Annotated in this window: 11 protein-coding genes; 2 read left to right on the top strand and 9 right to left on the bottom strand. The window is 65.9% G+C overall.

The genetic code is table 11. The annotated features are described in order from the left end of the window. The coding region (locus SNE34_RS14465) for a putative Ig domain-containing protein (protein ID WP_332618327.1) at window positions 1-13,628 on the bottom strand (13,628 nt) is incomplete at its 3' end. A gap of 706 nt (window positions 13,629-14,334) precedes the next feature. Between SNE34_RS14465 and SNE34_RS14470 the strand changes: the two genes are divergently transcribed. After that, window positions 14,335-14,676 carry a DUF6122 family protein gene (locus SNE34_RS14470; RefSeq protein WP_332618328.1) on the top strand — a complete coding sequence of 114 codons (342 nt, stop codon included), beginning with the start codon at window positions 14,335-14,337 and terminating at the stop codon, window positions 14,674-14,676. Here the strand turns inward: SNE34_RS14470 and SNE34_RS14475 are convergent. After that, window positions 14,669-17,044 (bottom strand): heavy metal translocating P-type ATPase, encoded by a 2,376-nt coding sequence (locus tag SNE34_RS14475; RefSeq protein WP_332618329.1) that lies wholly within the window; start codon window positions 17,042-17,044, stop codon window positions 14,669-14,671. The two genes, SNE34_RS14470 and SNE34_RS14475, sit on opposite strands and share 8 nt — an antisense overlap. Beyond that, window positions 17,041-17,439 (bottom strand): heavy metal-responsive transcriptional regulator, encoded by a 399-nt coding sequence (locus SNE34_RS14480; protein ID WP_332618330.1) that lies wholly within the window; start codon window positions 17,437-17,439, stop codon window positions 17,041-17,043. The genes SNE34_RS14475 and SNE34_RS14480 overlap by 4 nt, the downstream gene beginning before the upstream one ends. A gap of 199 nt (window positions 17,440-17,638) precedes the next feature. Between SNE34_RS14480 and chrA the strand changes: the two genes are divergently transcribed. Continuing rightward, a complete protein-coding gene (gene chrA / locus SNE34_RS14485) occupies window positions 17,639-18,907 on the top strand; it encodes a chromate efflux transporter (protein WP_332618331.1) in 1,269 nt (422 codons plus the stop codon). Between the two features lie 3 nt (window positions 18,908-18,910). Here the strand turns inward: chrA and SNE34_RS14490 are convergent, their stop codons facing one another. The 6 genes from SNE34_RS14490 to SNE34_RS14515 form a co-directional block, all read right to left on the bottom strand. Next, entirely contained in the window at window positions 18,911-20,284 is a 1,374-nt protein-coding gene (locus SNE34_RS14490) for an MFS transporter (RefSeq protein ID WP_332618332.1), read from the bottom strand. 117 nt (window positions 20,285-20,401) lie between these two features. Next, entirely contained in the window at window positions 20,402-20,959 is a 558-nt protein-coding gene (locus SNE34_RS14495) for a DUF411 domain-containing protein (RefSeq protein ID WP_332618333.1), read from the bottom strand. 11 nt (window positions 20,960-20,970) lie between these two features. Beyond that, window positions 20,971-21,495 carry a nuclear transport factor 2 family protein gene (locus SNE34_RS14500; protein WP_332618334.1) on the bottom strand — a complete coding sequence of 175 codons (525 nt, stop codon included), beginning with the start codon at window positions 21,493-21,495 and terminating at the stop codon, window positions 20,971-20,973. Between the two features lie 18 nt (window positions 21,496-21,513). Beyond that, the gene (locus SNE34_RS14505) at window positions 21,514-22,254 is read right to left on the bottom strand and encodes a c-type cytochrome (RefSeq protein ID WP_332618335.1); all 741 of its coding nucleotides are present in this window, start codon (window positions 22,252-22,254) and stop codon (window positions 21,514-21,516) included. Between the two features lie 40 nt (window positions 22,255-22,294). Then, window positions 22,295-23,263 carry a copper resistance protein B gene (locus tag SNE34_RS14510; protein ID WP_332618336.1) on the bottom strand — a complete coding sequence of 323 codons (969 nt, stop codon included), beginning with the start codon at window positions 23,261-23,263 and terminating at the stop codon, window positions 22,295-22,297. Continuing rightward, window positions 23,260-24,125 (bottom strand): multicopper oxidase domain-containing protein (locus SNE34_RS14515; RefSeq protein WP_332618337.1); only part of this gene is annotated, 866 nt, incomplete at its 5' end. The genes SNE34_RS14510 and SNE34_RS14515, both read right to left, overlap by 4 nt.

The following is a 24,125-nucleotide window of genomic DNA, read 5'->3' on the forward strand; positions in this document are numbered from 1 at the left end:
CTCTGCTCGACCGGATCGAGCACGACCATGTCGGGCGCCACCGCCCGGCCCATGTCGAAGCTCAGCGGTTGCGAGACGGACATGGGACCGTAGGGGCCGCCACCGCCGCCGCCCCCACCGCCACCGCCGCCACTGGCCGCGCGCACCGTCACCCGGAACACATCGTTCGCGCTCAGCCCCTTGGGGTCGGTGGCCGTCACGCGGATGTCGATCGCGTAGCCGACAGAGGGGTTCGGGGGGACAACCTTGAACAGTCGCGTACAGGCATAGAAGGACAAACACGACGGCAATCCAGCGCCGTTGGACAGTTTGGCCGTGTACGCCAGCGCATTGCCGTCCGGGTCGGTGAAGCTGTTGATGGCGAACGTGTAATCGAGCAGGCTGCCGCCGTTGACCGCCCGGTCGGGCAACGGGTAGCTGACCACCGGAGCCCGGTTGGGGATGGGCGCGGCCTTGACCGTGATGGTGAAGGCCTTGGAGGTCACGCCGCCGCGACCGTCGTTGGCGGTGACCGTCACCGTCCAGGTGCCGGTCTGGCTCGGGGTGCCGCTGATGCGCCGGTTGCTGGCGGTGAAACCCAGCCCGGGCGGCAGGCCGGTGGCGGTGTAGGTCAGCGCGTCGTTGTTGGGATCACTGAACGCCGGGACGTAGTAGCTCCAGGCCGTGCCCTTGGTGATGGACTGGTTCGGAATGGCCGGTGCGGTCGGGCGGGTATTGGCCTGCACCACCAGGGTGAACGTCTTGGCGGTCACGCCACCGTAGCCGTCGTTGGCGGTATAGGTCAGGGTGTAGTTGCCCGGCACCGTCGGCTTGCCGCTGATCACGCGGGTGGAGGCGTTGAACACCACCCCACCGGGCAGGCCCGACAGGCTGTAGCTGAGCGCGTGGCCGTTGATATCGCCGAAGGCCGGCAGGGTCTTGGTGAAGCTCAGTTCTTCCTTGACGTACTGGGTATAGATCGTCGGCGCGGTCGGCGCGGTGTTGATCGAGCAGGAAAACACACCCTCGACCGCGGCGCCGCTGGGGTCCTTGGCGACGATCTTGACCCGGTAGCTGCCGAAAGACTGTTCGCCGGCCACCATCCGCTCAAGGGTGCCGCTGATCGTGCCGCTGCTGGCGTTGATCGCCAGGTTGACCGCGCTGGCGCCAAACCAGGCCGGCGGTACCCAGACCCGCTCGAACTCGCCCGGCGTGGTTTCGGCGATCGTGTGGTAGCCGGGACGCTCGACATACAACGTGTAACCGAGTACATCGCCGTTGCGGTCGCTGAAGACGCCGCTGGGCAAGGCCCATGAAACGTTCTGGCCGGCGACGCCGGAGCGGTTGCCCAGACCGCCGTTGTAGGTCGGGGCCGAGTTGACCACCGACAATACGAAGCTGGTGCTGGCCGACTGGCCGCGACCGTCATGCGCGGTAACGGTAATGGTGTAGCCGCCAAGCGTTGCAACCGTGCCGCTGAAGGTGCGCGTGGACGCATTGAAGCTGACCCCCGTCGGGAGGCCACTGGCGGTGTAACTCAGGCTGTCGCCGTTGGGGTCGTCGAAAGCATTGACCGGCACCTGGTAACTCCAGGCGACGTTGCGGGCGGCACTGCGGTTGCCGAGCGTTGCGACCAGTCGCGGCGCCGCGTTGGGGGTGCTGACAGTGAAGCTGCGCGTGGCGCTTGCGCCGGAAGGGTCGTTGGCGGTGACGGTGATCGACCAGTTGCCGACCGGCCCGGGGGTGCCGCTGAGGGTACGGGTGGCGGCGTTGAAGCTCATCCAGCTGGGCAGGCCGCTGACGGCGTAGCTCAGCGCGTCGCCATTGGGATCACTGAACGCCGGGATCTGGTAACTCCAGAGGGTATCAGCGGCGGCGCTGCGATTGGGGATCGACGGAGCCACCGGCGCCTTGTTCACCACCTCCAGCACGAAGCTCGCACTGCTGATGCCACCGTTGCCGTCGTTGGCGGTGATCTCCAGCGTGTAGTTGCCGGTCGCGGCGACGGTACCGCTGAAGGTGCGAGTGGCGGCGTTGAACGTGATGCCCGCCGGCAGGCTGCCGGCACTGTAGGTCAGGGTGTCGTCGTTGACGTCGGAGAACGCCGGGACCTGGTAGCTCCAGTACTGGTTGCGACCGGCCGACTGGGTGCCCAGGTTCGGCGGGGTGGGCGCGTAGTTGGGGGCCTCGCCGATGAAAAGCGTGGTTTTCACCTCCGCGCTGGCGACGCCGTCGCTGGCGAAGAAGACGATCTCGTAGACACCCTGCAATGGCGCGCTGCTGCTTAGCGTGCGGGTACTGCCGGCAAAGTTGAGCCAACTGGGCAGTGCCTCTCGCCTGTATACGCCCGTCCCGCGGATCTTGACTCCCTCATCGTCGTATTGCGGGGGAATCCATACCTCCAGCGCTGCGCCGTAGCTCAGCTCATCGCCGTTTGGATCGGAGAACGCTCCGGCCGGAATCTGGTAGCTGAACGCCACCGTGGCAGCGCCGGGAAGCGTCGCCGGAATCCCGCCGACATAGGCGGGCGGATAGTTGACTACATTCACCGCAATTGTCGCGGTCACGCCGAGCCCGGCAGGATCAGTGGCGGTCACCAGCAACTCCCAGCTGTCGTTGCTGGATGGCGCGGTTCCGCTCAACACACCGTCGGCGCCCAGGGTCATCCACGACGGCAACGGGCCGCCGCCGACCAGGGTGACGCTGTAGGTGAGGTCATCGCCGTTGGGGTCGGTGATGAGCTTCTCGCTGAACGTCCGACCGGCGCCGATCTCGACGGTATCGGCGATGACCACCGGCGCGAGATTGAGGTTGATGCCGAAGACGCCATCGTCCGACGCACCATTGGCATCGCTGGCCACGATCCTCGCGCGGTAGCTGATCCACCCGCCCTCCGGCACGGCGTCGGGGGCTCTCAGGATGGCCGGAGTGCCGGTGATACGGCCGCTGTCGGCATCGATGGCGAGGCCGACGCGCGAGGCCTCCACCCATTCGGCTGGAACCGTCCTGAAGTCCCAGGCTTGATCCGGGTCGTTCCAGTAGCGTTGGCGATGCTCCGGGATCTCGACCCACAACGCGTAGCCCAGTGCATCCCCATCCGGGTCGACGAAGCTTCCTGCGGGCAGCGTCCAGGAAACCGGCACGCCGATATTGGTTGTCCGGTTGGGCAATCCGCCTTGATAGATCGGCGTCCTGTTCTGGTACGGGCTGAAGTTGATGTGGAAATCGACGTCGCCGCTAAACCCGGGTGTGCCGACGAATTCCTTGTTGGCGGCGCTGATGAGACGCCCGTCGTAGGCGGTGACCCGGATGATCAGGGGACCGGTGGTGCCGACTGGCGGTTGCCCGCTGAAGGTGCGGCTGGCGCCATCGAAATGCAGCCATGACGGCCACGGGGCCGTTCTCACCTGGTGGACTTCGTAACCCGGCTCGACCTGGTCGAACTGCCAGATCGCGCGTGCGCTCAGGCCGATATCGTCACCGTCGGCATCGACGAACAGGCCGGCAGGCAAGGTAAAGCTGAATTGACGCCCCTCCTCGAGGGTACGGTCTGGCAGGCTGACGTTGCTGGTGCGAGTCGGCGCGTAGTCGGTACCGACGCTCAACGATACGGTGGCGGTGCTGGTCAGACCCTCGATATCACGGCCATGAAGCTCGAACTCGAACAGGCCGGCATGGTTGACGTTGCTGGTGGGCGTGCCATGGAAGCGGATGGTTTGCGCAACCTCGTCAACCTCAACGGACAGCCAATCGGGAATGTTCGCGCCCGGGTCGACTGCAATCTGGTCACCTTCGCGATCGATGAACAGCGAACTGATCGGAACGGTGATGTCATAAGCATCGTTAACCCGCAAGCCCGGGGCGGTCCAGTCGACGGGGTTGGGGGCGCGGTTGACCAGCACTTTCAGCTGGGCCGTGATGGTTCGCGATGCACCGTCGGTGTCGGTGGCCTTGAAGGTGATGGTGTAGCTGGCACCGTCAGCGGTGTCCGGTGGCACGTGGCCGAACAGCCTGAGTTCCGGGTGGGCCTGTTCGTCCAGGCTCTGGAACCACATCCAGTTGGGCAGGCCGGTGGCGGTGACGTCAAGCGCATCGCCGTCGGCATCGACGAAGATCTCCGACAGCAAGGACGTCCATTCAAACTGGCGGCCGGCTACTGCCTGAAGCGCGGGCAGGCTCCACGGCCCTGTCGGTGCGTGGTTGGGCGCGGTGATGATCCTGATGGTCCGCGCCACCGTCGCGCCTTTCTCGTCGGTGGCTCGCAGGGTCAAGTTGAACGTGCTGGTAGTGGTCGGCGTGCCACTAAAGCGGATGACAGACCCGCTGCTGGCATCGACCTGCAGCCAGGCTGGCAGCGCGGCGGCGTTGTCGATACTCAGCGTCAGCTGATCGCCGACATCGTCGTCCCGGAAGTAGTCGGTGGCGATCAGATCATGCGACCAGGGGCGATCGGTCTTGGCTTTCAGGTCGGTGGTGGCACCGCCATGCACGACCGGCGGCGTGTTGGTGCGCACTTTGAGCACGAAACTCGTGCTGGCCAGGCGGGTGGGCGCGTCGGCTTCCTTCGCCACCAGCTTGATGATGATGTCCTGATCGGCCGCATTCGCGGCCGGCTGTGCCGTGAACACGATCTCGCCGGTCTGGGGATCGCGGTTAACCAACAACCAGGACGGCGGCGCGCTTCCGTCAGCCTGACTGATATCCAGCGTCAAACGGTCCTGATCGGCATCCCGAAAAACATCGCTGAACAGGATGCGGAACTGCGACTCCATACCCTTGCGAACGACACGGTCGCTGGGTTTGCTAATGACCACGGGCGCTGCGTTGGTCTCGGGAACTGCCTCAACGCCTAGCCCGTAGCCGGACAGCGCCGTGACGTGACGGCGGTTGCCCACGGCGTCATATTCGTAGGTCAGGTCGAAGACGCGCTTACCGGACGACAGGTCTTCCTGGATCACCCGCTGGACGCGGTTGTGGCTGTCGTAGAAGGTGCGGGTAATGGTTTGCACCAACTCGCCGCTGCGGTCCATGAACTTCGTATGCTCAAGCGTTCGATTGCCGGCCGCGTCGTACTCGTAACGGTACTCCCGCGTGGCCGACTCGACCACCCGGTGAACCTTCCCGTTGACGTAGTACTCGATCGTCTTTGTAGCGCCGCCTCCAACGAGGCCGCCTTGAGCGGTCTCCGTGGTCTGCATGCCGGAACCGGCGTCGTAGGCATAGTCGTAGTCGCGGCCACTGAGGTCGTTGTGGTCGAGCAGCCGACCGTGGACGTCGTAGTCCCAGGTTAGCTCGTGTTCGCGCACCTGCTCGCCGTCGCTATCGGTCATGACCGTGCCCGAGAGCTCGTTGCCCTGCCAGACCTTGTGGCCCTGGGTATCGTAGGCATGGTCGGCCACGACGCCCATTGAGGTTTCGCTGCGCAACAGCGAACTGCGACTGTCGTAGTCGTACAGCGCGTTGTAGTTGAGGGCGTCGGTGACCTTCAGGCGATCACCATTCTGGTTGAGCACGTACCTCTGCAGCAGCGTTCGATCACGCGCGGTGCCGGCAACGTCTGGAAGGTAGTCACCGATCGCGACAACACGGTTCAGCCGGTCGTAGTTCCGGAAGGTCAGGTAACCCAACGGGTTCTGGGTGATGCGCTGGTTGCCAAGGGCGTCGTAGGCATACTGCGTGGCGTTGCCGTAGGCATCCTTCGACACTTGCAGGCGGCCGGCATCGTCGTATTCGTTGACGCGCAGGTTGTCATTGGCATCCTTGGTCGCGACCAGGCGACCGAACGCATCGTAGAACCACTGATTGACCGGCCGGGTCCAGACGCCAACCCCAGTGTCCGACACGACTTCCACCATCGGACGTTCATCGCGCACGATCTGGTTGAAGCCGTTGTATTGGTAGTTGGTCTGGTAGCCACGCCCATCGACGATCTGGAGCACGTTGCCCCAGCGGTCAAGCGTCTTCACCATCTCGGCGCGGACCGAGGTGACTGTGGTGTGTGACGGCAGGGTTATGCGGACAGCACGTCCAAGCTGGTCGACCGTGTTCGAGGTCACCGCGGTGGTGGACTGGCTCGCACTCAGGTAGGCACGACGCGAACTGCGCACCTGGTGGCCCGCGAGGTTGTACCCGAAACTGAGTTCGCCTCCGTTTTCGTTGGATGCGATCAGGCGCCCGGCCGCATCGTAGACGTAGGTCAACGCGCCGCTCAAGCCTGCATGGGTTTTGCGGGTGATCTCGCCGAAGGCGTTGTAGAGCACCACTTCGTCGATGTCTGGGGACTCTCCACCGCCCGACAGCATGCGGGCCTGGGTCGTGCTGACCTGACGACCAACGTTGTCATAGGCATAACGCTGGTGCACCGTGGCGTCGCGACTGTCTACGCTGCCGTCGAGCCGGTACCAGCGATGCAGCATGTTGTCGGCGGCGTCGTAAGCGCTGTAGGCACGATTGCCTTCCGCGTCGCGGGCCATGACCGCCCTGCCTTGGCGGTCGTAACGGGTAACGTGGATCTGGTCCTGCGCGCTGGTCGTAGGGGCCTGTTGTCCTTCGCGCAGGCCGTTGGCGTAGCGGTGGGTACGCACAACGTTGCCGAAGGCGTCATAGTTCATCGTGGTGTACGGAGACACCGACTCGTACATGTCGAGTTGATGCAGGCTGTTCGCGGTGGACGCGAGCAGGCGCGTTTCCGCATCGGAAACCAGAGTGACGCGTGCGGGCTCGGCGACGGTGACGGCCTGCCCAAGGGCGTTGTACTGGGTCCGGGTCGTGCCCGCTTCGGTGGTCAGTTCGGTAACGTGGCCCTCGTTGTCGTAGCCGAATCGGGTTTCTATATCGCGAACTGTCCGGGTTCCGTCGGCTCGTCCGTAGTGGCGAACCTGGGTTTCGGTGACCTTGCGCCCCAAGGCATCGTAGGCCCACCGTTGGACACGGTCGTAGCCGATGACGGCATCGCCGGGCGCCGCAGTCGCCGGGGGCGCGCCTGTGACCAGTCCCTGTGTATCCAGTGCCCGCGCATGCTCGACCACTTCCACCACCTCGCCGGTGGCGTTGTAGCGCGTGGTGGTGGCGTAGCCTTCGGCGTCCACCGTGAACGTATTGCGGCCTAGCGCATCGTAGTAGCGGAAGGTATCGGCCCAGCGCGCATTGGCCTGCCCGGCCGTCCCCTCGAGCAGGACGGACTCGCCGACCAGGTCGCCGTAGGCGTCGTAGCTGAACTGCGTGGTCGGGGAGCCGGCGCTGGCCACGCCGGCCGCCGTGTAGTAGCTGACCTGCGACTGCACCACGCGCAGCTTGTTGCCGCGCGGGTCATAGGTGGTGGACAGGGTCCGGTCCGACACCGTCGCCGTCAGCACGCCCGTCGTCTGCAGCTGCGCCAGCGCCAGTGCCTGGCCGGCCGACCAGCCGCTCAGCCCGGTGGTCTTGATCCGGGTCGCATACCGCCGCAAGCTGCTCTGTTCGCCGAAGGCGTTGTAGCTGTAGCCCGTGACGAACCCCTCCTGATCGACTTCAAACGCGAGTCGACCTTGGGCGTCGTAGACCTTGTAGCTGTGGTGGCCACGGACGTCCTGCTGCACCACGGCGCGGCCCATCGCGTCGTAGGTCACCTCGATGGACGGCGTCTGGCCGGTGGCTTCCAACTCGCCAGTGGCTTCGTTGATCTTCCAGGCATCCGGGAAGATCGTGCGGATCTGGTTGCCACGATTGTCGTAGACGTACTGCGTGGTGCGTGCTTCCGCGGTGCCCGCGTTCTCGGTGCGGGCCGTCACGTTGCCGAGCGCGTCATAAGCGATCCGCGTGGTCAGGCGGCGCGAGGTGTTGGAAACCGTGCCGGCGGCATTGACCGTGGCCACGCTCACTTGCGGGCTGATCTCGGCGTCGCGCCGTCCGGCGGCGTCGTACTCGTAGTTCCAGGTATGGCCGTTGCGGTTCGTATAGGCGACAACCAGGCCGCTGCCGTCGTATTCGTAGCGTTCGGTCTGATTGAGCGCGTCGGTGCGCACTTGCAGGCGGCCCGCGGCATCGTAGGCATTGCGGGTGCTGCGCACGTCGGCGGACGCCTGGCTTTGCGCCCAGGCCTCCAGCTCCACACCGGTCGTGATGCTGCTCGACGGGCGTTGGCCGTAGGCCAGCGTCTGCGTCACCCGTCCGGTGGCGTCATAACGTGACTCGGTGACCGCCCGCGTCGCATCGATGACGAAACGCTGTCGTCCCGCCTGGTCGTACACGAAAGCGGTCTGGCGCGCATCGCCACTGTCAATCGCCGGTTGCAGCGCCGCCGCGAGCGCCGCTTCCGACTGCATCGGATCGAATGTCACGCTGACCCCATACTGGAGCTGCTCCACCACGCGCCCCATGGCGTCGAACCTGCGTTCGCTGACGACACCGGTTGAAACGCCGTCACGCACCACGCTGTAACGCTCGCGGCCGACGGCATCGAGCACTACATACTGAACGCGGGCGGCGCTTGCCTGCGGTGCGACCCGCAACGTCATCGCGGCTTCCGCAAACGTACCTGCGGCCAAGGCGGTACGCTCGGCGGCACTGAAGTTGAGCGCCGTGGCGTAGATCCAGGTCTGGGTGACACGACCGCTCAGGTCATAGCGCTGCTCGGAGACTCTTCCGTCGCCCGTGACCGTGAAGCGGACGCGTCCCAGCCGGTCGAGCACCAGGAAATCGGTCTGGTCGCGCGTCGGGTCTGCGGCCACGCTGGACAGCACGCCCGACTCCGTCGCCGTACCTGACTGCAGCTGACCGCGAAGCGCCGCGGTCAGCGATGCCGGATCGGCATAACGGACGCTGCCGACTTGACGGCCGGCAGTGTCATAACGCCACTGGGTGACTGCCCCGGCGCCATCGATCGACAGCCGCAGACGGCCATCGCCATCATGAACGCGGTACTGCTGCACATCCCGGGGATCGCTGCTCGTCAACAGCGACTGGATCGCGGCCGTCGTTGTGGCTGTCGGCAGCCCGGTGAGGTTGATCGCTTGCGCATAGGCGCGGGTCGCCACGACGCGCCCGTTGGCGTCGTACCAGCTACGCACCACGCCACCGGCGCCATCGACCGCAAATACCTGTCGATCGGCCTCGTCGTAGGTGTACCGGGTCACCCGGCCTTCGGCATCGGTGCGGCTGACGACATTGTCGTTGCCGTCGTAGCCATAGGTGGTGGTCAGGCTGAGCTTGCCGGCACCGGGATCCACGGTCTCGCTGATGCGACGACCCAATGCATCGTAGGCATAGGCAACCGTACTGGCAGCGGCGGTGCCTGCCCCTTCGGTCACACGCAATTTCTGGCCCAGACCGTCCCAGGCATAGGTCGTCGTCAGCGCCAGTCCACCGGCGTCGCGCACCACCCCGCTCAGCTGACCGTTGCGGTCATAGGTCATCAGCGTCCGCACACCGGCGGCGTCGGTCACACTGACCTGGCGGCCCTGGCCGTCGTAGGCGTAGGTCGTGGTCAGTTGTAATCCGGTCGGATCCGGATCCTCGATGCGCTGTAGCAGGCGACCGACCGCGTCATAGCGGTATTCAATCTCGCGACCGGCCGCGTCGAAGGTCCTGGCCAGCAGTCCACGCGCATCGTAGTGGCGCAGGGAGGTGCCGCCGTCCGCAGCCTGCGTCTGCACCAGTTGGCCGTCAGCGTCGTACAGATACTCGGTGCTGTTGCCCAGGGCGTCGGCCACCTGCCACGTCTCGCCGTGCCGGGTGCGATGGGTCGTCAGCACCACGCCCTCCGGCGTGGTTACTGCGACACTACGGGTCGCGTCGTTGTATTGGTAGGCGGTGACACGGCCCAGCGCGTCTGTCTGCGTCAGCGTGCGGCCGTAAGCATCGTAGGCGGTGGCCGTGGACTCGGTACGCCCCGACACGGCTTGGCTGCGGGATACCTGGCGGCCCAGGCGGTCATAGCCAAAGGTGATGGAGTTGCCGCGCCCGTCAATGGCGCTGGCGACACGACCGAACGCGTCGTAGCTCCAACTGTGGGACCGGCCAAGCCCATCGGCATCGTCCACCTGAGTGGCACGCAGGCCGCGCCGATCGTAGGCGTACTCGGTGGCCAGGCTCCGTGAGCCGTCGATCTGCTGGAGGTGCTGGTCCAGATCGCCAAAAGCCGTATAGCGCCACGTATCGCGATACCCTTGGGCGTCCACCCGCTCCGTCAGTTGCCCGCGCCGGTCATAGGTGTAATCGACGCGACTGTCTTGGGTCGCCACGTACTGCAGCACCTGCACGGCCGCTGCGACCTGGTCGCGGCCGAATGGCGATCCGATGGCGAGGCGGCCGGTGTAGGCAATCGTGTCTTGCACGTCGCCGAAAGCGGTGTAACGGGTCTCGGTAACCTCGCCCTCGGCGTTGCGCACGCCTTGGGCATCGATCACCCCCCTCACCGTCTGGGTGAGGCGACTGACCGCATCGTAGAAGTACCAGGTCTTGTTGCCCTCGGCATCGATGCTTTCGATGCGCCGTCCGAGCGCATCAAAATTGTGGCGCACCCCGTACTGCGCATACACCGCATCCAGCTGGGCTTCGGTCATCCCGTCCAGCAGTTGGGTGGAGCCTTCGCCGCCCAGCTCTCCGATCAGATTCCCGAACACGTCGTAACGTCGATTGCCCTCGCGCACCTCACTGGTGCCGACGGCCATTTGCGTGCTGAGCAGACGTCCGGCGGCATCGTAGCTGTAGCGGGTGACCGTACCCTCTGCATTGAGCTCAGTAACCAACCGACCCAGAGCATCAAAGCTGCGAAGTGTCTGGCGCACGCCAGCCGCTTGCGCCGAAGTGCGCAGGGCCAACAGCGATTCCGCGCCGGTCAGGCCGGTCAGTTGCTTGGCATAGGCCTTGACCGCCCGCTGGTGGCGCGCGTGGTCAAAGACGAACTCGGTGAGATAGCCTTCGGCATCCAGTTCGGCCACTAGCTGACCGCGACCGTCGTGGAAGTAGCGGGTCATCTGGTCGGCGGTGCTGGTCAATGGGCGCAGCTGTTCCAGGGTGCCTGAAGCCCGCTGTGCCAACGCTGTGGCATTGGCGTAGCCGATATGGGCCACTTTTCGTCCAGCAGAATCGTATCGGTACTCGGTGAGATAGCCTTCGGCGTCGAGCTGGGCCGTCTGCCGCCCGGCCGCATCGTGGAAGTAGCGGGTCAACCGGGCCGTTGCGGCCGTGCCCGCGGCATCGGTGGTGAGCACCTGCAGAAGCCGGCCGGCGCCGTCGTAGCTGTAGCTCGAAATCGCGCCTTCGGCATCGATCTGACGCAGCAGTCGGCCCGTGGCGTCATATACGACTTGCTGGGTGCGATCCTCCGGCGTTGTGCCCGGGCGTATCGCGGCAACGCCGGAAGGCACCACTGTGCCGTCGACCAGCCAGCCCGAGGTGTCCAGGCGCGTCGCAAAACTTGTCGTGGTGACAATGCGGCCCAGATCGTCGCGGATGAACTCGACCAGCGCGCCGCTTTCATCGACCTGGGCCGACAGCGCTCCTTCTGCATCGTAGAAGAAGTAGCTGCGGCCACCGCCTGCATCCTGCGCAGCACGCAGGCGACCGGCGGTATCGTAGAAGTTCAGGGTCGTGCGGATGGCACCACCGCCCGTCACCGCAGACTCGGTGATGGCGATGAGCTCGTTGGCGGCATTGCGCACCTCGGTGCGCAACAGGTCATTCGTCGTCAGCCCATCGCCCGCAACGCCGCCTTCGATGATCGTGCGCAACGAATTGGCGGAATCGAGATACGCCCACGTGGTGGTTCGGTGCGATTGCACGGCCCCGCTACCCACCTGTTCGGTGACCAGCTCCGAAAGCACGCGTCCCATGCCGTCGTAGCTGTAAGCGGTGACCTGCCGGATATCGCGGCCGTCGTTCGCCACCACGGTCGAACTGCGCAAGGCCACCTTCTGTCGCAGCAGGCCTTGAGCGTCGTACACGTAGTTCGTGATTTCGCTGGCATCATCCTCGATACCCGCGCCCGCACCGTCCACGGCCGCATAGGCTTTGGTCTGCGACAGTCGGCCGTTGAGGTCGTAGCTGGACTCGAACAGCGTGCTGTCCGCTTTTCGGGCGTTCGTGGCCCAACTTGTCAGCTCCGATAGCGTGTACGTCGCCCCGGCATAGCCGCCGCCCAGGTATTGCCGGGCCTTCGCCTGCTGGCCGATGCCGTTACCGGATGTGAAGTACTCGATCTCCTTGACGTCACCGTTGGCATTGACGACAAAACGCAGGCGGTTCTGGGCGTCGTAGGCATAGTGGGTCGTCAGTCCGTTGCTCGGCGCTTGCCCGATGCCAACACCGTCCGGATCGAGATCCACGTAACGCGTTTCGGACGCCAACTGGTTATCGGCCGTGTAGGTCCGCTGGACGGCCGTCGCCGAGGCGCTCACCCCCGGGTTCAGCACCTCCCATTGCCATAGCAGGTTGCCATTGGCGTCGTACTGGAAGTCGCTCTGACGCAGGGCCTGGCCGCCGCGCTCGGTCTTGACCTGGGTGACGTTCCCCGCCGCATCGTAGGCATAGCCCGTTATGTCGCGCAGCCCGTCCACGGCAGGAGCGTGAATCTGGTTGAGCTGACCCGCCGCGTCGTAACCGTAGCTCCAGCTTCGACCGGTGCTGTCCGCCACATCGGTGCGGCGATTCGCCGCATCGTAGGTGAAAGTCAGCGTATGGCCAGCCCCGTCGGCATCGTTGGTATTGGTGTCACCACGGGTAACCGTCCCGATCCGACCGCTGTTGTCGTACGTGTAGCTGACGATCGTGCCGTTGCTTTGGGTGACGCTCGCCACCTTCAGGCTGGTGGCGTCGACGTAGGTATAGACAGTACGGAACAGATAACCGTCATTGCTGGCGGCCGCAGCGGTGTCCCAGGTATCGCGATCGCCGGCTCCGTCATTGGGCGTCAGGTCAACCAGCACCGTGGTCAAGCGGTCGGCGCTGTCGTAGCCGTACGTCACCTGCCCGCGCAGCACGCCCGCTTCACGCGTGGCCAGGGTCGCCAGACGACCCTCGGCGTCGTAACCAAACACCAGCGCATCGCCGGCCGCTGTGCCATCGTTCGAACGAATCTCGGCAATCCGATTGCTGGCGTCATACAACACGTCCCACGTCACCGGGGTCGTGCCATCGGACTTCAAGTCGCGGATCTGGATCAATCGGCCCTGCAGCGCGGCATCGGCATGGTCGGCATAGGTCTCCTCTCGGCGACTGCTGCCCTCGATGTACCTCCACGTACTGCCGGCCGCATCCCAGCTCATCGAGTCATGCGCACCATCGCCCGACGTGGCGACATAGACCCCATCGCCGGCATAGGTGAAGTCCTGGTAAGACCCATCGCCGACGTGCCGGCGAACGACACTCCCGGTCGTGTTGAGTGCGCCGCCGATCAACTCCACGCGGCGCTCAAAGCCCGTCAGCCAGCCATCCGCGCCTGCTTGCGAGAGCGTCCCCAGGCTGTTGTACGTGCGCACCTGCGCGATCGACAGCCCCCGGAACAGCAACTGCTCGTCCTGACTCTGCAGCACGAGGTTGCCGGTGGCGATGTTGACGTACTGATGGTTACGCCCTTGGCCGACCTGGCTGCCGTCGATTCCACCGCCGCCCAAGCGGTTCAACGACGCATCGAACAACCCCAGTCCATTGCCAGAAATCACTGCCGACATCTGCTAGCCCCTTGGATGCTTTGCACGGTCCCATCGGCTCGAGGGACCCAATGCACTTCCTATCCGGGGGTTGAGTCACGGGTTTAGTCCATTCCACGCGCACAATGGCAAACTTCCCAGTTGTCTCGACGCAGGTTACTGGGCGTCGTTGGACCGTCGACACTCCCTGATTTGGATTTTGCCCGGTGTTCACAAGTAACTCGATGGATAGGCATCGCCCTGTGGCGCCTGCCGGATGCCCGACAATTCTCCTCGAGCGCGGCCGTAAGGGGGGCCGCGTAAGGTCGTAGCTGCCCTTCCCTAGCCGAAATGGCCTACTCTCCTGCCCCAATCTGGTGCACGTTCCCGACCGGCGATGGATGTTGGGGCTTCGGGGGGTCGAATTACCGCGACTAAGGCCGCAGACGATGCTAAAGACCCCAGCAAGCTCTGGCCGGTTTCAATACGGCAACGTGCACACAGAACCCAAGCGGTCGGCCTTAGCATCCGGCCGACCGGAAGGTCTCGGCTTGATCCGTTACCATGACATGAGATTCAGCCATGCACTCTACCGTGGCGCGTTCCAACACTTGGAAGTGCAGACACCCGAAGGCGTGCGCTACTTCTCCTGCTATTTCAGGAGTTACGTTATCGGAACTCTCGACGTTATGATTAAGGGGCCCCGACAGCGCCCCGAAGCCGGACCTGACGCTCCTCCTATCCGGCGATGCAGATACTTACCGACGCCCTGACCTCACTGCAGCCGCACTCCGCCGTGCACCTGCTGCTGCACGTCATCGTGCCGGGCCTGGTCGCGGCGATCTGGTATCCGCAGCACCGGATCCGCGCCTGGCTCATCCTGCTGGCCGGCTGGCTGATCGACCTCGACCATCTGTTGGCCGATCCGGTCTATGCGCCGGGACGCTGCAGCATCGGCTTCCATCCGTTGCACAGCATCCCGGCCATCGCGGTCTACGGCGCGCTGGTCGTCCCGCGGCGCACACGCCTGTTCGGGATCGGCCTGTTGATCCACATCGCCCTCGACGGGATCGACTGCATGTTCATGTAGTCGACCGGACCGTGCCCGGGTTCGCTCCCGGGATCGGCGCCTTCGCCAGCCGCAGCGCGTTGGCCACCACCGACACCGAGCTCAGGCTCATCGCCAGCGCGGCGATCATCGGGCTCAACAGCAGTCCGAACACCGGGTACAGCACGCCGGCGGCGATCGGCACGCCGAGCGCGTTGTAGAGGAACGCGAACGACAGGTTCTGCTTCATGTTGCCGACGGTCGCCGCGGAAATCGCCCGCGCGCGCAGGATGCCGCGCAGGTCGCCCTTGACGAGGGTGACCTGGGCGCTGGACATCGCGACGTCGGTGCCGGTGCCCATGGCGATGCCGACGTCGGCCGCGGCCAGCGCCGGCGCGTCGTTGATGCCGTCGCCGGCCATCGCCACGCGCCGGCCCTCGGCCTTGAGCCGGTTGACCAGCGCGGCCTTGTCCTGCGGACGCACTTCGCCATGCACCTCGTCGAGGCCGAGTTTGCCGGCGACTGCGCGTGCGGTGGTCAGGCCGTCGCCGGTGGCCATGATGATGCGCAGTCCAGCCGCGTGCAGTTCGTCGATCGTCGCGGCGGCCGACGCCTTGATCGGGTCGGCGACCGCGATCACCCCGGCGAGGCGGCCATCGACGGCAAGGAACATCGCGCTGGCACCCTGCCCCCGCAGCCGCTCGGCGACATCGGCGTGACTCCCGATATCCGCACCGACCTGCTGCATCAACGCGGTGTTGCCGAGCGCGAGTGTTCGCCCGTCGACGATGCCGCGAACGCCCAGTCCGGTGACCGAATCGAAATCCTCGACCGTGTCGAAGACGAGGTCGCGCCGGCGTGCCTCGGCGACGATCGCGTCGGCCAGCGGATGCTCGCTGCCCTGGTCGAGGCTGGCCGCCAGTCGCAGCACCTCGTCGGCGGCGAAGCCCTCGAACGCGACGGCTTGCTGGAATGCCGGACGACCTTCGGTAAGGGTGCCGGTCTTGTCGACGACCAGGGTGTCGATCGTGCGCAGTTGCTCGATCGCCTCGGCGTCGCGGAACAGCACGCCCGCCTGCGCCGCACGGCCGGTGGCGACCATGATCGACATTGGCGTGGCCAAGCCGAGCGCACACGGACAAGCGATGATCAACACCGATACGGCATTGAGCACGGCGAACGTCCACGCCGGCTCGGGCCCGAACAGTCCCCAGACGAAGAACGTCGCTACCGCTGCGGCGAGCACCGCCAGCACGAACCAGAACGCGACCTTGTCGGCCATCCGCTGCATCGGCGCGCGCGAGCGTTGCGCCTGCGCCACCAGTTGCACGATCTGCGACAGCACGGTGTCGGCGCCGACCTTGCCGGCGCGGATCACCAGCGCGCCGGTGCCGTTCTGGGTGGCGCCGATGACGCTGGCGCCGACGGTTTTCTCGACCGGCACCGGCTCGCCGGTCAGCATCGATTCGTCGATGCTGGAGCGGCCCTCGATGACCTCGCCATCGACCGGCACCTTCTCGCCCGGCCGCACCCGCAGGCGGTCGCCGACGTGGACGTGGGTCAGCGGGATGTCCTCCTCGCTGCCGTCGTCGTTGATGCGCCGCGCTTCCTTCGGCGCGAGGCCGAGCAAGCCCTTGATCGCCGCCGAGGTCTTCGAGCGCGCGCGCAGTTCCAGCAGTTGTCCGAGCAGGGTCAGCGACACGATCACCGCCGCCGCCTCGAAATACACCCCTACCCGCCCCATTTCCCGGAACGAGGCGGGAAACAGGTCCGGCGCCACCGTCGCGACCACGCTGTAGCCGAACGCGGCGGCGACGCCGATGCCGATCAGGGTGAACATGTTGGGATTGCCGCTGCGGATCGACGCCACGCAGCGCTCGAGGAACGGCCAGCCGGCCCACAGCACGACCGGCGCGCTGAGGACCAGCTCGATCCAGCTGCGCGCGGTCGGCGACAGGCCCGGCAGGTAGTGGCCGAACATCGCCAGCAGCAGCACCGCCAGGCTCAACGGCAAGGTCCACCAGAACCGCCGCGAGAAGTCGCGCAACTCCGGGTTTTCCTCGTCGTCGAGGCTCGGCATTTCCGGCTCCAGCGCCATGCCGCAGATCGGACAGGTGCCGGGGCCGACCTGGCGCACTTCGGGGTGCATCGGGCAGGTGTAGGTGGCGCCGGCCAGGGCCGGGTCGGGTTCGGATGGCGACAGGTATTTGTCCGGGTCGGCGATGAAGCGTTCGCGGCAGCGCGCCGAGCAGAAGTGGTAGTCCTCGCCATCATGCCGCGCGTGGTGTTGGCTGGTCGCGGGGTCGACCTGCATGCCGCAAACCGGGTCGATGACGGTGCCCGACGCAGGCACGGCGGCGCCGGAGCAGCAACCGTGCGGGCCGTGGGCGTGATGATCGTGGCTGTTCATGCGCCCTCCTCCGCCAGCGCGGCCAGGATCGGACAGCGATCCAGCGGGCCGTGCCCCGGGCAGGATGCGACCAGTGCCTGCAGGCCGTCGCGAATGCGGGTCAGCTCCTCGAGCTTGTGCTCGACATCGGCCAGTTTTTCGGTCGCTGCGACCTTGAGCCCCGCCATGTCGTCGGCGCGGCGGCCGGACAGCTCAAGCAAATCGCGGATCTCGACCAAGGTGAAACCCAGCGCCTTGGCCCGGCGGACGAACTGCAATCGTGCGACATCGTCCTCGCTGTAGCGGCGGTAGCCCGAGGCCTGGCGTTCGGGTTTGGGCAGGATGCCGTTGCGTTCGTAGTAGCGCACGGTGTCGATGGCGACATCCGCGCGCTGAGCGAGTTGGCCGATCTGCATGGGGGTGGCTCCGTGGGAATCTGCCGACATTTGTAAGTCTGGACCTTGGTCCAGAGTCAAGCCTCGCCGAAGTAGTCATGGATCTGCGTGAAAACGGGCCACCGCCCACACTCGACCCGGGCACGAAATGGTGGCCCAATCGACATCACGAGCAGGTCCCGCCGCCCTCCCCGCGGCTCAATCGAGTTGACCGCGAGCCATGGCGACACCGATCGGCGATGGGCCTCTGGCCACTGGTGACACGCAAGGCGACGCCATACCTCGCGAAACGTGGCTGCGATTGTTCCTGCGTTTTCTGCGCTTCGGAGCGCTGGCCTGGGGCGGCCCGGTCGCGCAAATCGCGATGATCCGCCAGGAACTGGTCGACGAGGAGCGCTGGGTCAGCAGCGCGCACTTCAATCGAGTGCTCGCGGTCTACCAGGTGCTTCCCGGTCCCGAGGCGCACGAATTGTGCGTGTACTTCGGCATGCGTTCGCGGGGTCGCTGGGGCGGTGTGCTCGCAGGGCTGGGCTTCATGCTGCCGGGATTCGTGCTGATGTTCGCGCTGTCCTGGGCCTATGTTCGTTTTGGCCTGCAAACGCAGGGCGTGGCGGCGGTGTTCGCGGCGGTGCAGGTTGCGGTGGCCGCGCTGATCGTGCGCGCCGTGGTGCGCATCGGCCAACACGTGGTGACCGATCGCTGGCTATGGGGAATCGCGATCGGCGCGACCGCCGCGCAGCTGGCCGGCATCCACTTCGGGATCATCCTGATCGTCGCCGGGGGGGTCTACCTGCTGGCACAGCGACAGTTCCGATGGCTGGCGTGGGTACTGGCCGCGATGGCCGTGATTGGAGTCATCGGCTACGCGGTGGCCATGGGTGGCCTGACCGGTTTTGAGGTCCTGAGCGGCGGCGCAGCCGAGACCGGGCCTGTGCGTCGCGACGGCATGCCGCTGCTGGCGCTGTTTTGGTCCGGCCTTAAAGCCGGCTTGCTGACCTTCGGCGGCGCCTACACGGTGATCCCGTTCCTGCAGCGCGATGCGGTCATGCAGGGTTCCTGGATGAGCAATACGCAATTCCTCGATGGATTGGCGTTGTCGGGCCTGCTGCCGGCGCCACTGATCATCTTCTCGACTTTCGTGGGCTACCTGGGCGGCGGGCCGTGGGGCGCTGTTGTGATGACAACCGGTATCTTTCTGCCGGCGTTCGCCTTCACTCTGGTCGGCCACGATGCACTGGAGCGGGTGGTGCACCAGCCGCGCATCCGCTTGTTCCTGGAAGGCCTCACCGCCGGCGTGGTCGGCCTGATCGCCGGCACCACGCTGGCCCTGATCCGGGTCAGTCTGACCGGGCTGGAGGCGGCGATCCTGTTCGCGCTGGTGCTGGCGGCGCTTTTTGCGTCGAAGGCGAAATGGGTGATTCCGGCCGTGATCGCCGCCGCCGCGCTGTGGGGCTGGCTGTCGCTGTCGATCTGCGGTGTCGTTGACTAGGCGTCAGTTGCCGCGGTCGCGCTTTTCCAAGGCTCCGGTGGGCTGGATCGTCGCGAACGCCACCACACCGCCGGCAATCGCGCAGCCGGCGGCGATGCAGACCGCGACTACGAACGATGTGTTGCCCTGCCCGCCACCAAAAAAAACCAGCCCGAGCACGGCAACCGCAATCACGCCAGCCACCCGGGCGACGGCATTGTTGATGCCCGACGCCACCCCGGCCTGGCGAGTGTCGACGGCCGCCATCACCGTCGTGGTCAGCGGCGCCACCGCCAGGGTCATGCCGAGGCTGAGCACCAGCATCGCCGGGAGGAAGCCTCGCCAGTACGGCGTGCCTTGCCCTGGCCACGCCAGCATCGCCATACCGAGGCCGGCGACGACCGGCCCGACCGTCAATGGCCAGCGCGGGCCGATCCAATCATTGAGGCGTCCGGCTGAACGCGAGAACACGCCCATCACGATCGGCAACGGCACCAGCGCTGCGCCGGCCTGGGTGGCGCTGTAACCGTGGCCGCGGATCAGTTCGAATGGCAGCACGAACAGCGCGCCGCTGAGCGCGAAATACAACAACAGCGTCAGCAGGTTGCTGCCACTGAAATCGCGCGAACGGAACAGTTCTGGCGGCATCATCGGCGCGCGCACGCGGGTTTCGACGATCACGAACACCAGCAGCAACAACGCCCCGCTCGCCAGTCCGGCGAGCACCCACGCATCGCCGAAACCTCGACGGGACACGGCGGTCAGTGCCCAGGTCAGCACCCCCAGTCCCAGTGCGACGAGTACCGCCCCGGCCCAGTCGAGCCGGCTGGCTTCGGGATCGCGACTCTCCGGCACCGCGCGCAGGGTCAGCCAGATCGCGACCGCCGCGATCGGCAGGTTGAGGAAGAAGATCGCGCGCCACGACAACGTGTCCACCAGCCAGCCGCCGAGGACCGGGCCGAGCGCGGACATCAGGGCGCCGAAGCCGGCCCAGGCACCAATCGCGCGCCCGCGCTCGTCTTGACCGAACGATGCGCCGAGGATGGCCAGGCTACTCGGCACCAGCAGCGCGGCAGCGATGCCCTGCGCGGCCCGTGCTGCGATCAAGGTGCCGATGCCGGGGGCCAGACCGCAGCCGATGGAAGCGATGGTGAATAACACGATGCCGGCCAGGAACACCCGTCGCCGACCGTAGCGATCGCCGGCCGAACCGCCGATCAGCACCAATGCGCCGAGCAACAGCAGATAGGCATTCATGACCCACTGGATGCCGGTGGTATCGGCCGCCAGGTCGCGCTGGATCGCCGGCAGCGCGACGTTGACCACCGAGCCGTCGATGAACGCCATGCTCGACCCGAGGATGGTGGCCACCAGCGCCTGCCGCTTGCGGGACGCCATCGGCCGGCACGCGTCGGAGGCATCCGTTGTGCGGACGACGCCTTCATCGCAGGGGGCGTGCTGGCTGCCGGTCACGGTCAATGGCTCGAGGGGGTTGACCTCGATCAGTCCCGCCGGTTACTGGCCGTGTTGTGCATATGCCGACGTGGAGCCATCGTTCGCGACAAGTTCCACGGTATAGGCGTCGACGCTGCCATCGGGCACCTCCATGCCGGGCGAGCCCTTCGGCATGCCCGGCAGGACCAGGCCCTTGGCGTCGGGCTGTTCGGCCAGCAGTCGCTTCACGTCCTCGGCCGGTACGTGGCCCTCGATGAAGTACTTGCCGACCTGCGCGGTGTGGCATGAGCCCTTGGCCAGCGGCACGCCGACGCTCTGCTTGATCGGATTGAGGTTGTTGACGTTGCGCACCTCGACCGCGAAGCCGGCCTCGCGCATGTGTTCGACCCACAGCCCGCAACAGCCACAGTAGGGGCTCTTGTGGACCACCACGCGGGCCAGTTTGGGCGCAGGGGACGCGGCCTTGGCAACGGCACCCGTGGACGCGGTGGAAGATGATGCAGCCACCGAGGAAGCCACGAGGTCGGATGCGGCAGCTGGCGTCGGCGTGCGTGCGCAAACGGTCAGCGCGGTTGAAGCGAGCGCCAGTGAAGCGAGGGCCAACACAGTCGTTTTCATCGCGTGTTTCCTTATGATTTCTTCGGCCGCGAGGACCAGTGGATGTGGACGATCTTCCAGCCTGACGGCGTGTTGCTCAGCACCATGGTTTCGGTGCTCAGCAAGGTCATCGGCTTGCCATCCTTGTTTGTGTGCAGTTCGCTCTCACTGGCAACCCAGGCGGTGTCGCCGTCGACCCGCGCGCGGCGTCGCGACAACGTGGAATGGGTGCCGGCAAGGAATTTGGCGTCGGACTTGGCGTGGTGGCCCAGGTACTCGTCGCGGCTGCGTTCGGCGCCGCCGCTTTCGAGAATGATCACGGCTGGGTCGAGCATTGCCTCGACCTGCTCGAAATCGGCGGCGGCGATCGCCTTGCCGAACGCATCGACGACGGCGACCGCGGCTTCCGCTTCGGCGGGCACGTCGATCTTCGCGACGGCGGTGGGCTGTTCGGCGGCGTGCGCATGGCCGGTATCGGCCGGCGTGGTTTGCGCGAAAGCCAAAGGCGCGATGACCAGTGCGAGTGCGATCGCGAGCAATTGATTGCTGGCTTTCATGTCGGTCGGTTTCCTGGGTCAGTGTTGATGTTGATGGCCATCATCCGCTTTGGGCGTGGCGTCGGGTTTGGCTGGGGCCGGCGTGGCCGGCGATTGGGGTTCGACCGGATGCGACTCGACCGTACCATCGGCGTGGACATGCTCGACGGTTTCGGCGACGGCTGCCGAAATCGGCGCGACGGGTGCCGCCGCCTTGTGGTGGTCGGCAGGCGTGCCGTCATCGTGCCCATGTGGCTGGATCGTCTCACCGCCACCGTGATCATGTCCGGCGCTGCTGGCAACCATTGCGTCGTACTGTTCGGCGCTGAGTTGCGGAAGACGCTGCAGGAACGCGGCCATGTTCCAGATGTATTCGTCGTCCATGCTCTTGCCCCAGGCCGGCATGCCTGAAGCCTTGATGCCATGCTTGATCACCCAGAACGCCTCGGCCGCATCCACGATTTCGATCGCCAGGTTAGGCGGCGCGGGGTACAGACCCTTGCTCAGTTCGGTCCCGGCCATGCCCGGGGCCAGGTGGCAACCCATGCACATGGCGTTGTAATTGCCCGCGCCCTGGCGGATGCGCGCCGCGTCGAGCAGGTCCGGTGGCGGTTCAAGCTCGGCGGCACGTGTTTCGATCGAGCGTTCACGCAACATCTGCAGCACCGAGTACACCGGCCGGGTGTGTGTGTCGTCGGCGCCGATGTTGTAGAGACCCGACCAGATGAAGACACCGATGATCAACAGCGATGCGAGTACCAGTGCAAGTACGGTAGTCAATGAACGACGCGTCACGATTGGCATGCGGTATCCCCCTCAGTCAAAACCAGATGCGCAGGCCCGCCACGACGCGGGTGTCGTCGATGTCTTCGCCATCCGCGCGGCGGAAATCGGCGGTATTGCCGTAGGCGCGTTCATGGACGATGCCGATATACGGCGCGAACTGGCGGTTGAGCTCGTAGCGCAAGCGTAGCCCCGCCTCGACCGTACTCAAGCCCGAGCCGATGCCACGGCGCGCGTCGTCCTTGCCATTCAGTTCGGCTTCGGCCATCCACTGCAGGATCAGGCGGTTGGTGAACAGGGTTTCGTACTCGGCCTCCAGGGTCGCCGCGGTCTGGCCGGACTGGCCGACGTAGGCGGTTGCTTCGACCTCGAACATGTACGGCGCAAGGCCCTGTATGCCGAACGCGGCAAAGGTCTGTGACGGGCCTTCGCCAAAGTCGTGGCGCACGCCGGCGAGCAAGTCCCACCACGGCGCGATAGAGCGGCCATACAGCACTTCGATGTCGGCCGATTCAATCGCGCCGTCGACACGCTCGCCCTCGCTGCGCAACCAGACCCGGTCGAGGTCGGTGCCGATCCAGCTCATCGCCTCCCAGCCGATCCCGGTGCCGGTGTCGGCGTCCCACGCTTCCAGCCGATCGAGCAGCCAGTACGAGTGGATGGCGTTGTCGTGGACGCTGTGGCCCGCGACGTCCGGGAATGCGGCGAGGCGATCGGCGGGGGTGATCGTCGGGATCGGCTCGTGCGGTGGTGCGGATGCGGGGAGGTCGAGATCGGTGACGGCGCTCTGCTGGGCATGCATGTCATGGCCCATTGCCGAATGGTCGACCGGATCGGCCTGCGGGTCGGCGGGCGGCGTCGGCGGCATGTGGTGTCCGGCATGCGGGTCGGGCTCCGTCTCCTGCGGCGGCGCGTGCATCGAATGATCCATCTCCTGCGCGTGCGACGAAAACGCGCCGAAGGCGAGGACCACCGCGACCGCCAGCGGCAGCTTCATCGCGCTCATTCCTCCACCCGCACTTCCCGGAACATGCCGGCTTCCATGTGGTAGAGCAGATGGCAGTGGTAGGCCCAGCGACCGAGCGCGTCGGCGCGCACGCGATAGCTGCGCTTGCTGCCCGGCGGCATGTCGACGGTGTGCTTGCGGACCATGAAGTTGCCGTCGGCGTCCTCCAGGTCGCTCCACATGCCGTGCAGGTGGATCGGGTGGGTCATCATGGTGTCGTTGACCAGCACGATGCGCATGCGCTCGCCGTAGTTGAGCCGCAGCGGCTGCGCATCGCCGAACTTGATGCCGTCGAACGACCAGGCGAATTTCTCCATGTGGCCGGTCAGGTGCAGCTCGACCGTACGGCCGGGTTCGCGGCCGTCGGGATCGGGGAAGGTGCTTTTCAGGTCGGCGTAGGTCAGGACCCGGCGGCCGTTGTCGCGCAGGCCGATGCCCGGGTCGTCGAGCTTCGGCGCCGGGCTCATGGTCTGCATGTCCATCAGCGGGTTGCCCGCTTCGGATGCGGGATGCTGCTGCATGCCGGCGGCGCCGTGGTCCATNCTCATGGTCTGCATGTCCATCAGCGGGTTGCCCGCTTCGGATGCGGGATGCTGCTGCATGCCGGCGGCGCCGTGGTCCATGCTGCCGTGGTCCATGCCGGCCATCGCCCCGGCCGACATCGCCGACATGTTGTGCCCTGCCCCGCCCATCATTCCGTGGCCCATGTCGTCCATGGTCAGGATCGGTCGCGGATCGACCGAAGGCACCGGCGCGCGCAGGCCTTCGCGCACCGCCAGGGTGCCGGCAACAAAGCCGGTGCGGCCAAGGTCCTGGGCGAAGATGGTGAACGCGTCCTGCCCGGTCGGCTCGACGATCACGT

The organism is Novilysobacter erysipheiresistens (assembly GCF_036663935.1).
Classification (GTDB): domain Bacteria; phylum Pseudomonadota; class Gammaproteobacteria; order Xanthomonadales; family Xanthomonadaceae; genus Novilysobacter; species Novilysobacter erysipheiresistens.

Excerpts from the sequence above, each read along its gene's own strand:
- SNE34_RS14470 (WP_332618328.1), top strand. The coding sequence starts at position 14,335 with ATGCAGATACTTACCGACGCCCTGACCTCACTGCAGCCGCACTCCGCC.
- SNE34_RS14475 (WP_332618329.1), bottom strand. The coding sequence starts at position 17,044 with ATGAACAGCCACGATCATCACGCCCACGGCCCGCACGGTTGCTGCTCC.
- SNE34_RS14480 (WP_332618330.1), bottom strand. The coding sequence starts at position 17,439 with ATGCAGATCGGCCAACTCGCTCAGCGCGCGGATGTCGCCATCGACACC.
- chrA (WP_332618331.1), top strand. The coding sequence starts at position 17,639 with ATGGCGACACCGATCGGCGATGGGCCTCTGGCCACTGGTGACACGCAA.
- SNE34_RS14490 (WP_332618332.1), bottom strand. The coding sequence starts at position 20,284 with ATGGCGTCCCGCAAGCGGCAGGCGCTGGTGGCCACCATCCTCGGGTCG.
- SNE34_RS14495 (WP_332618333.1), bottom strand. The coding sequence starts at position 20,959 with ATGAAAACGACTGTGTTGGCCCTCGCTTCACTGGCGCTCGCTTCAACC.
- SNE34_RS14500 (WP_332618334.1), bottom strand. The coding sequence starts at position 21,495 with ATGAAAGCCAGCAATCAATTGCTCGCGATCGCACTCGCACTGGTCATC.
- SNE34_RS14510 (WP_332618336.1), bottom strand. The coding sequence starts at position 23,263 with ATGAGCGCGATGAAGCTGCCGCTGGCGGTCGCGGTGGTCCTCGCCTTC.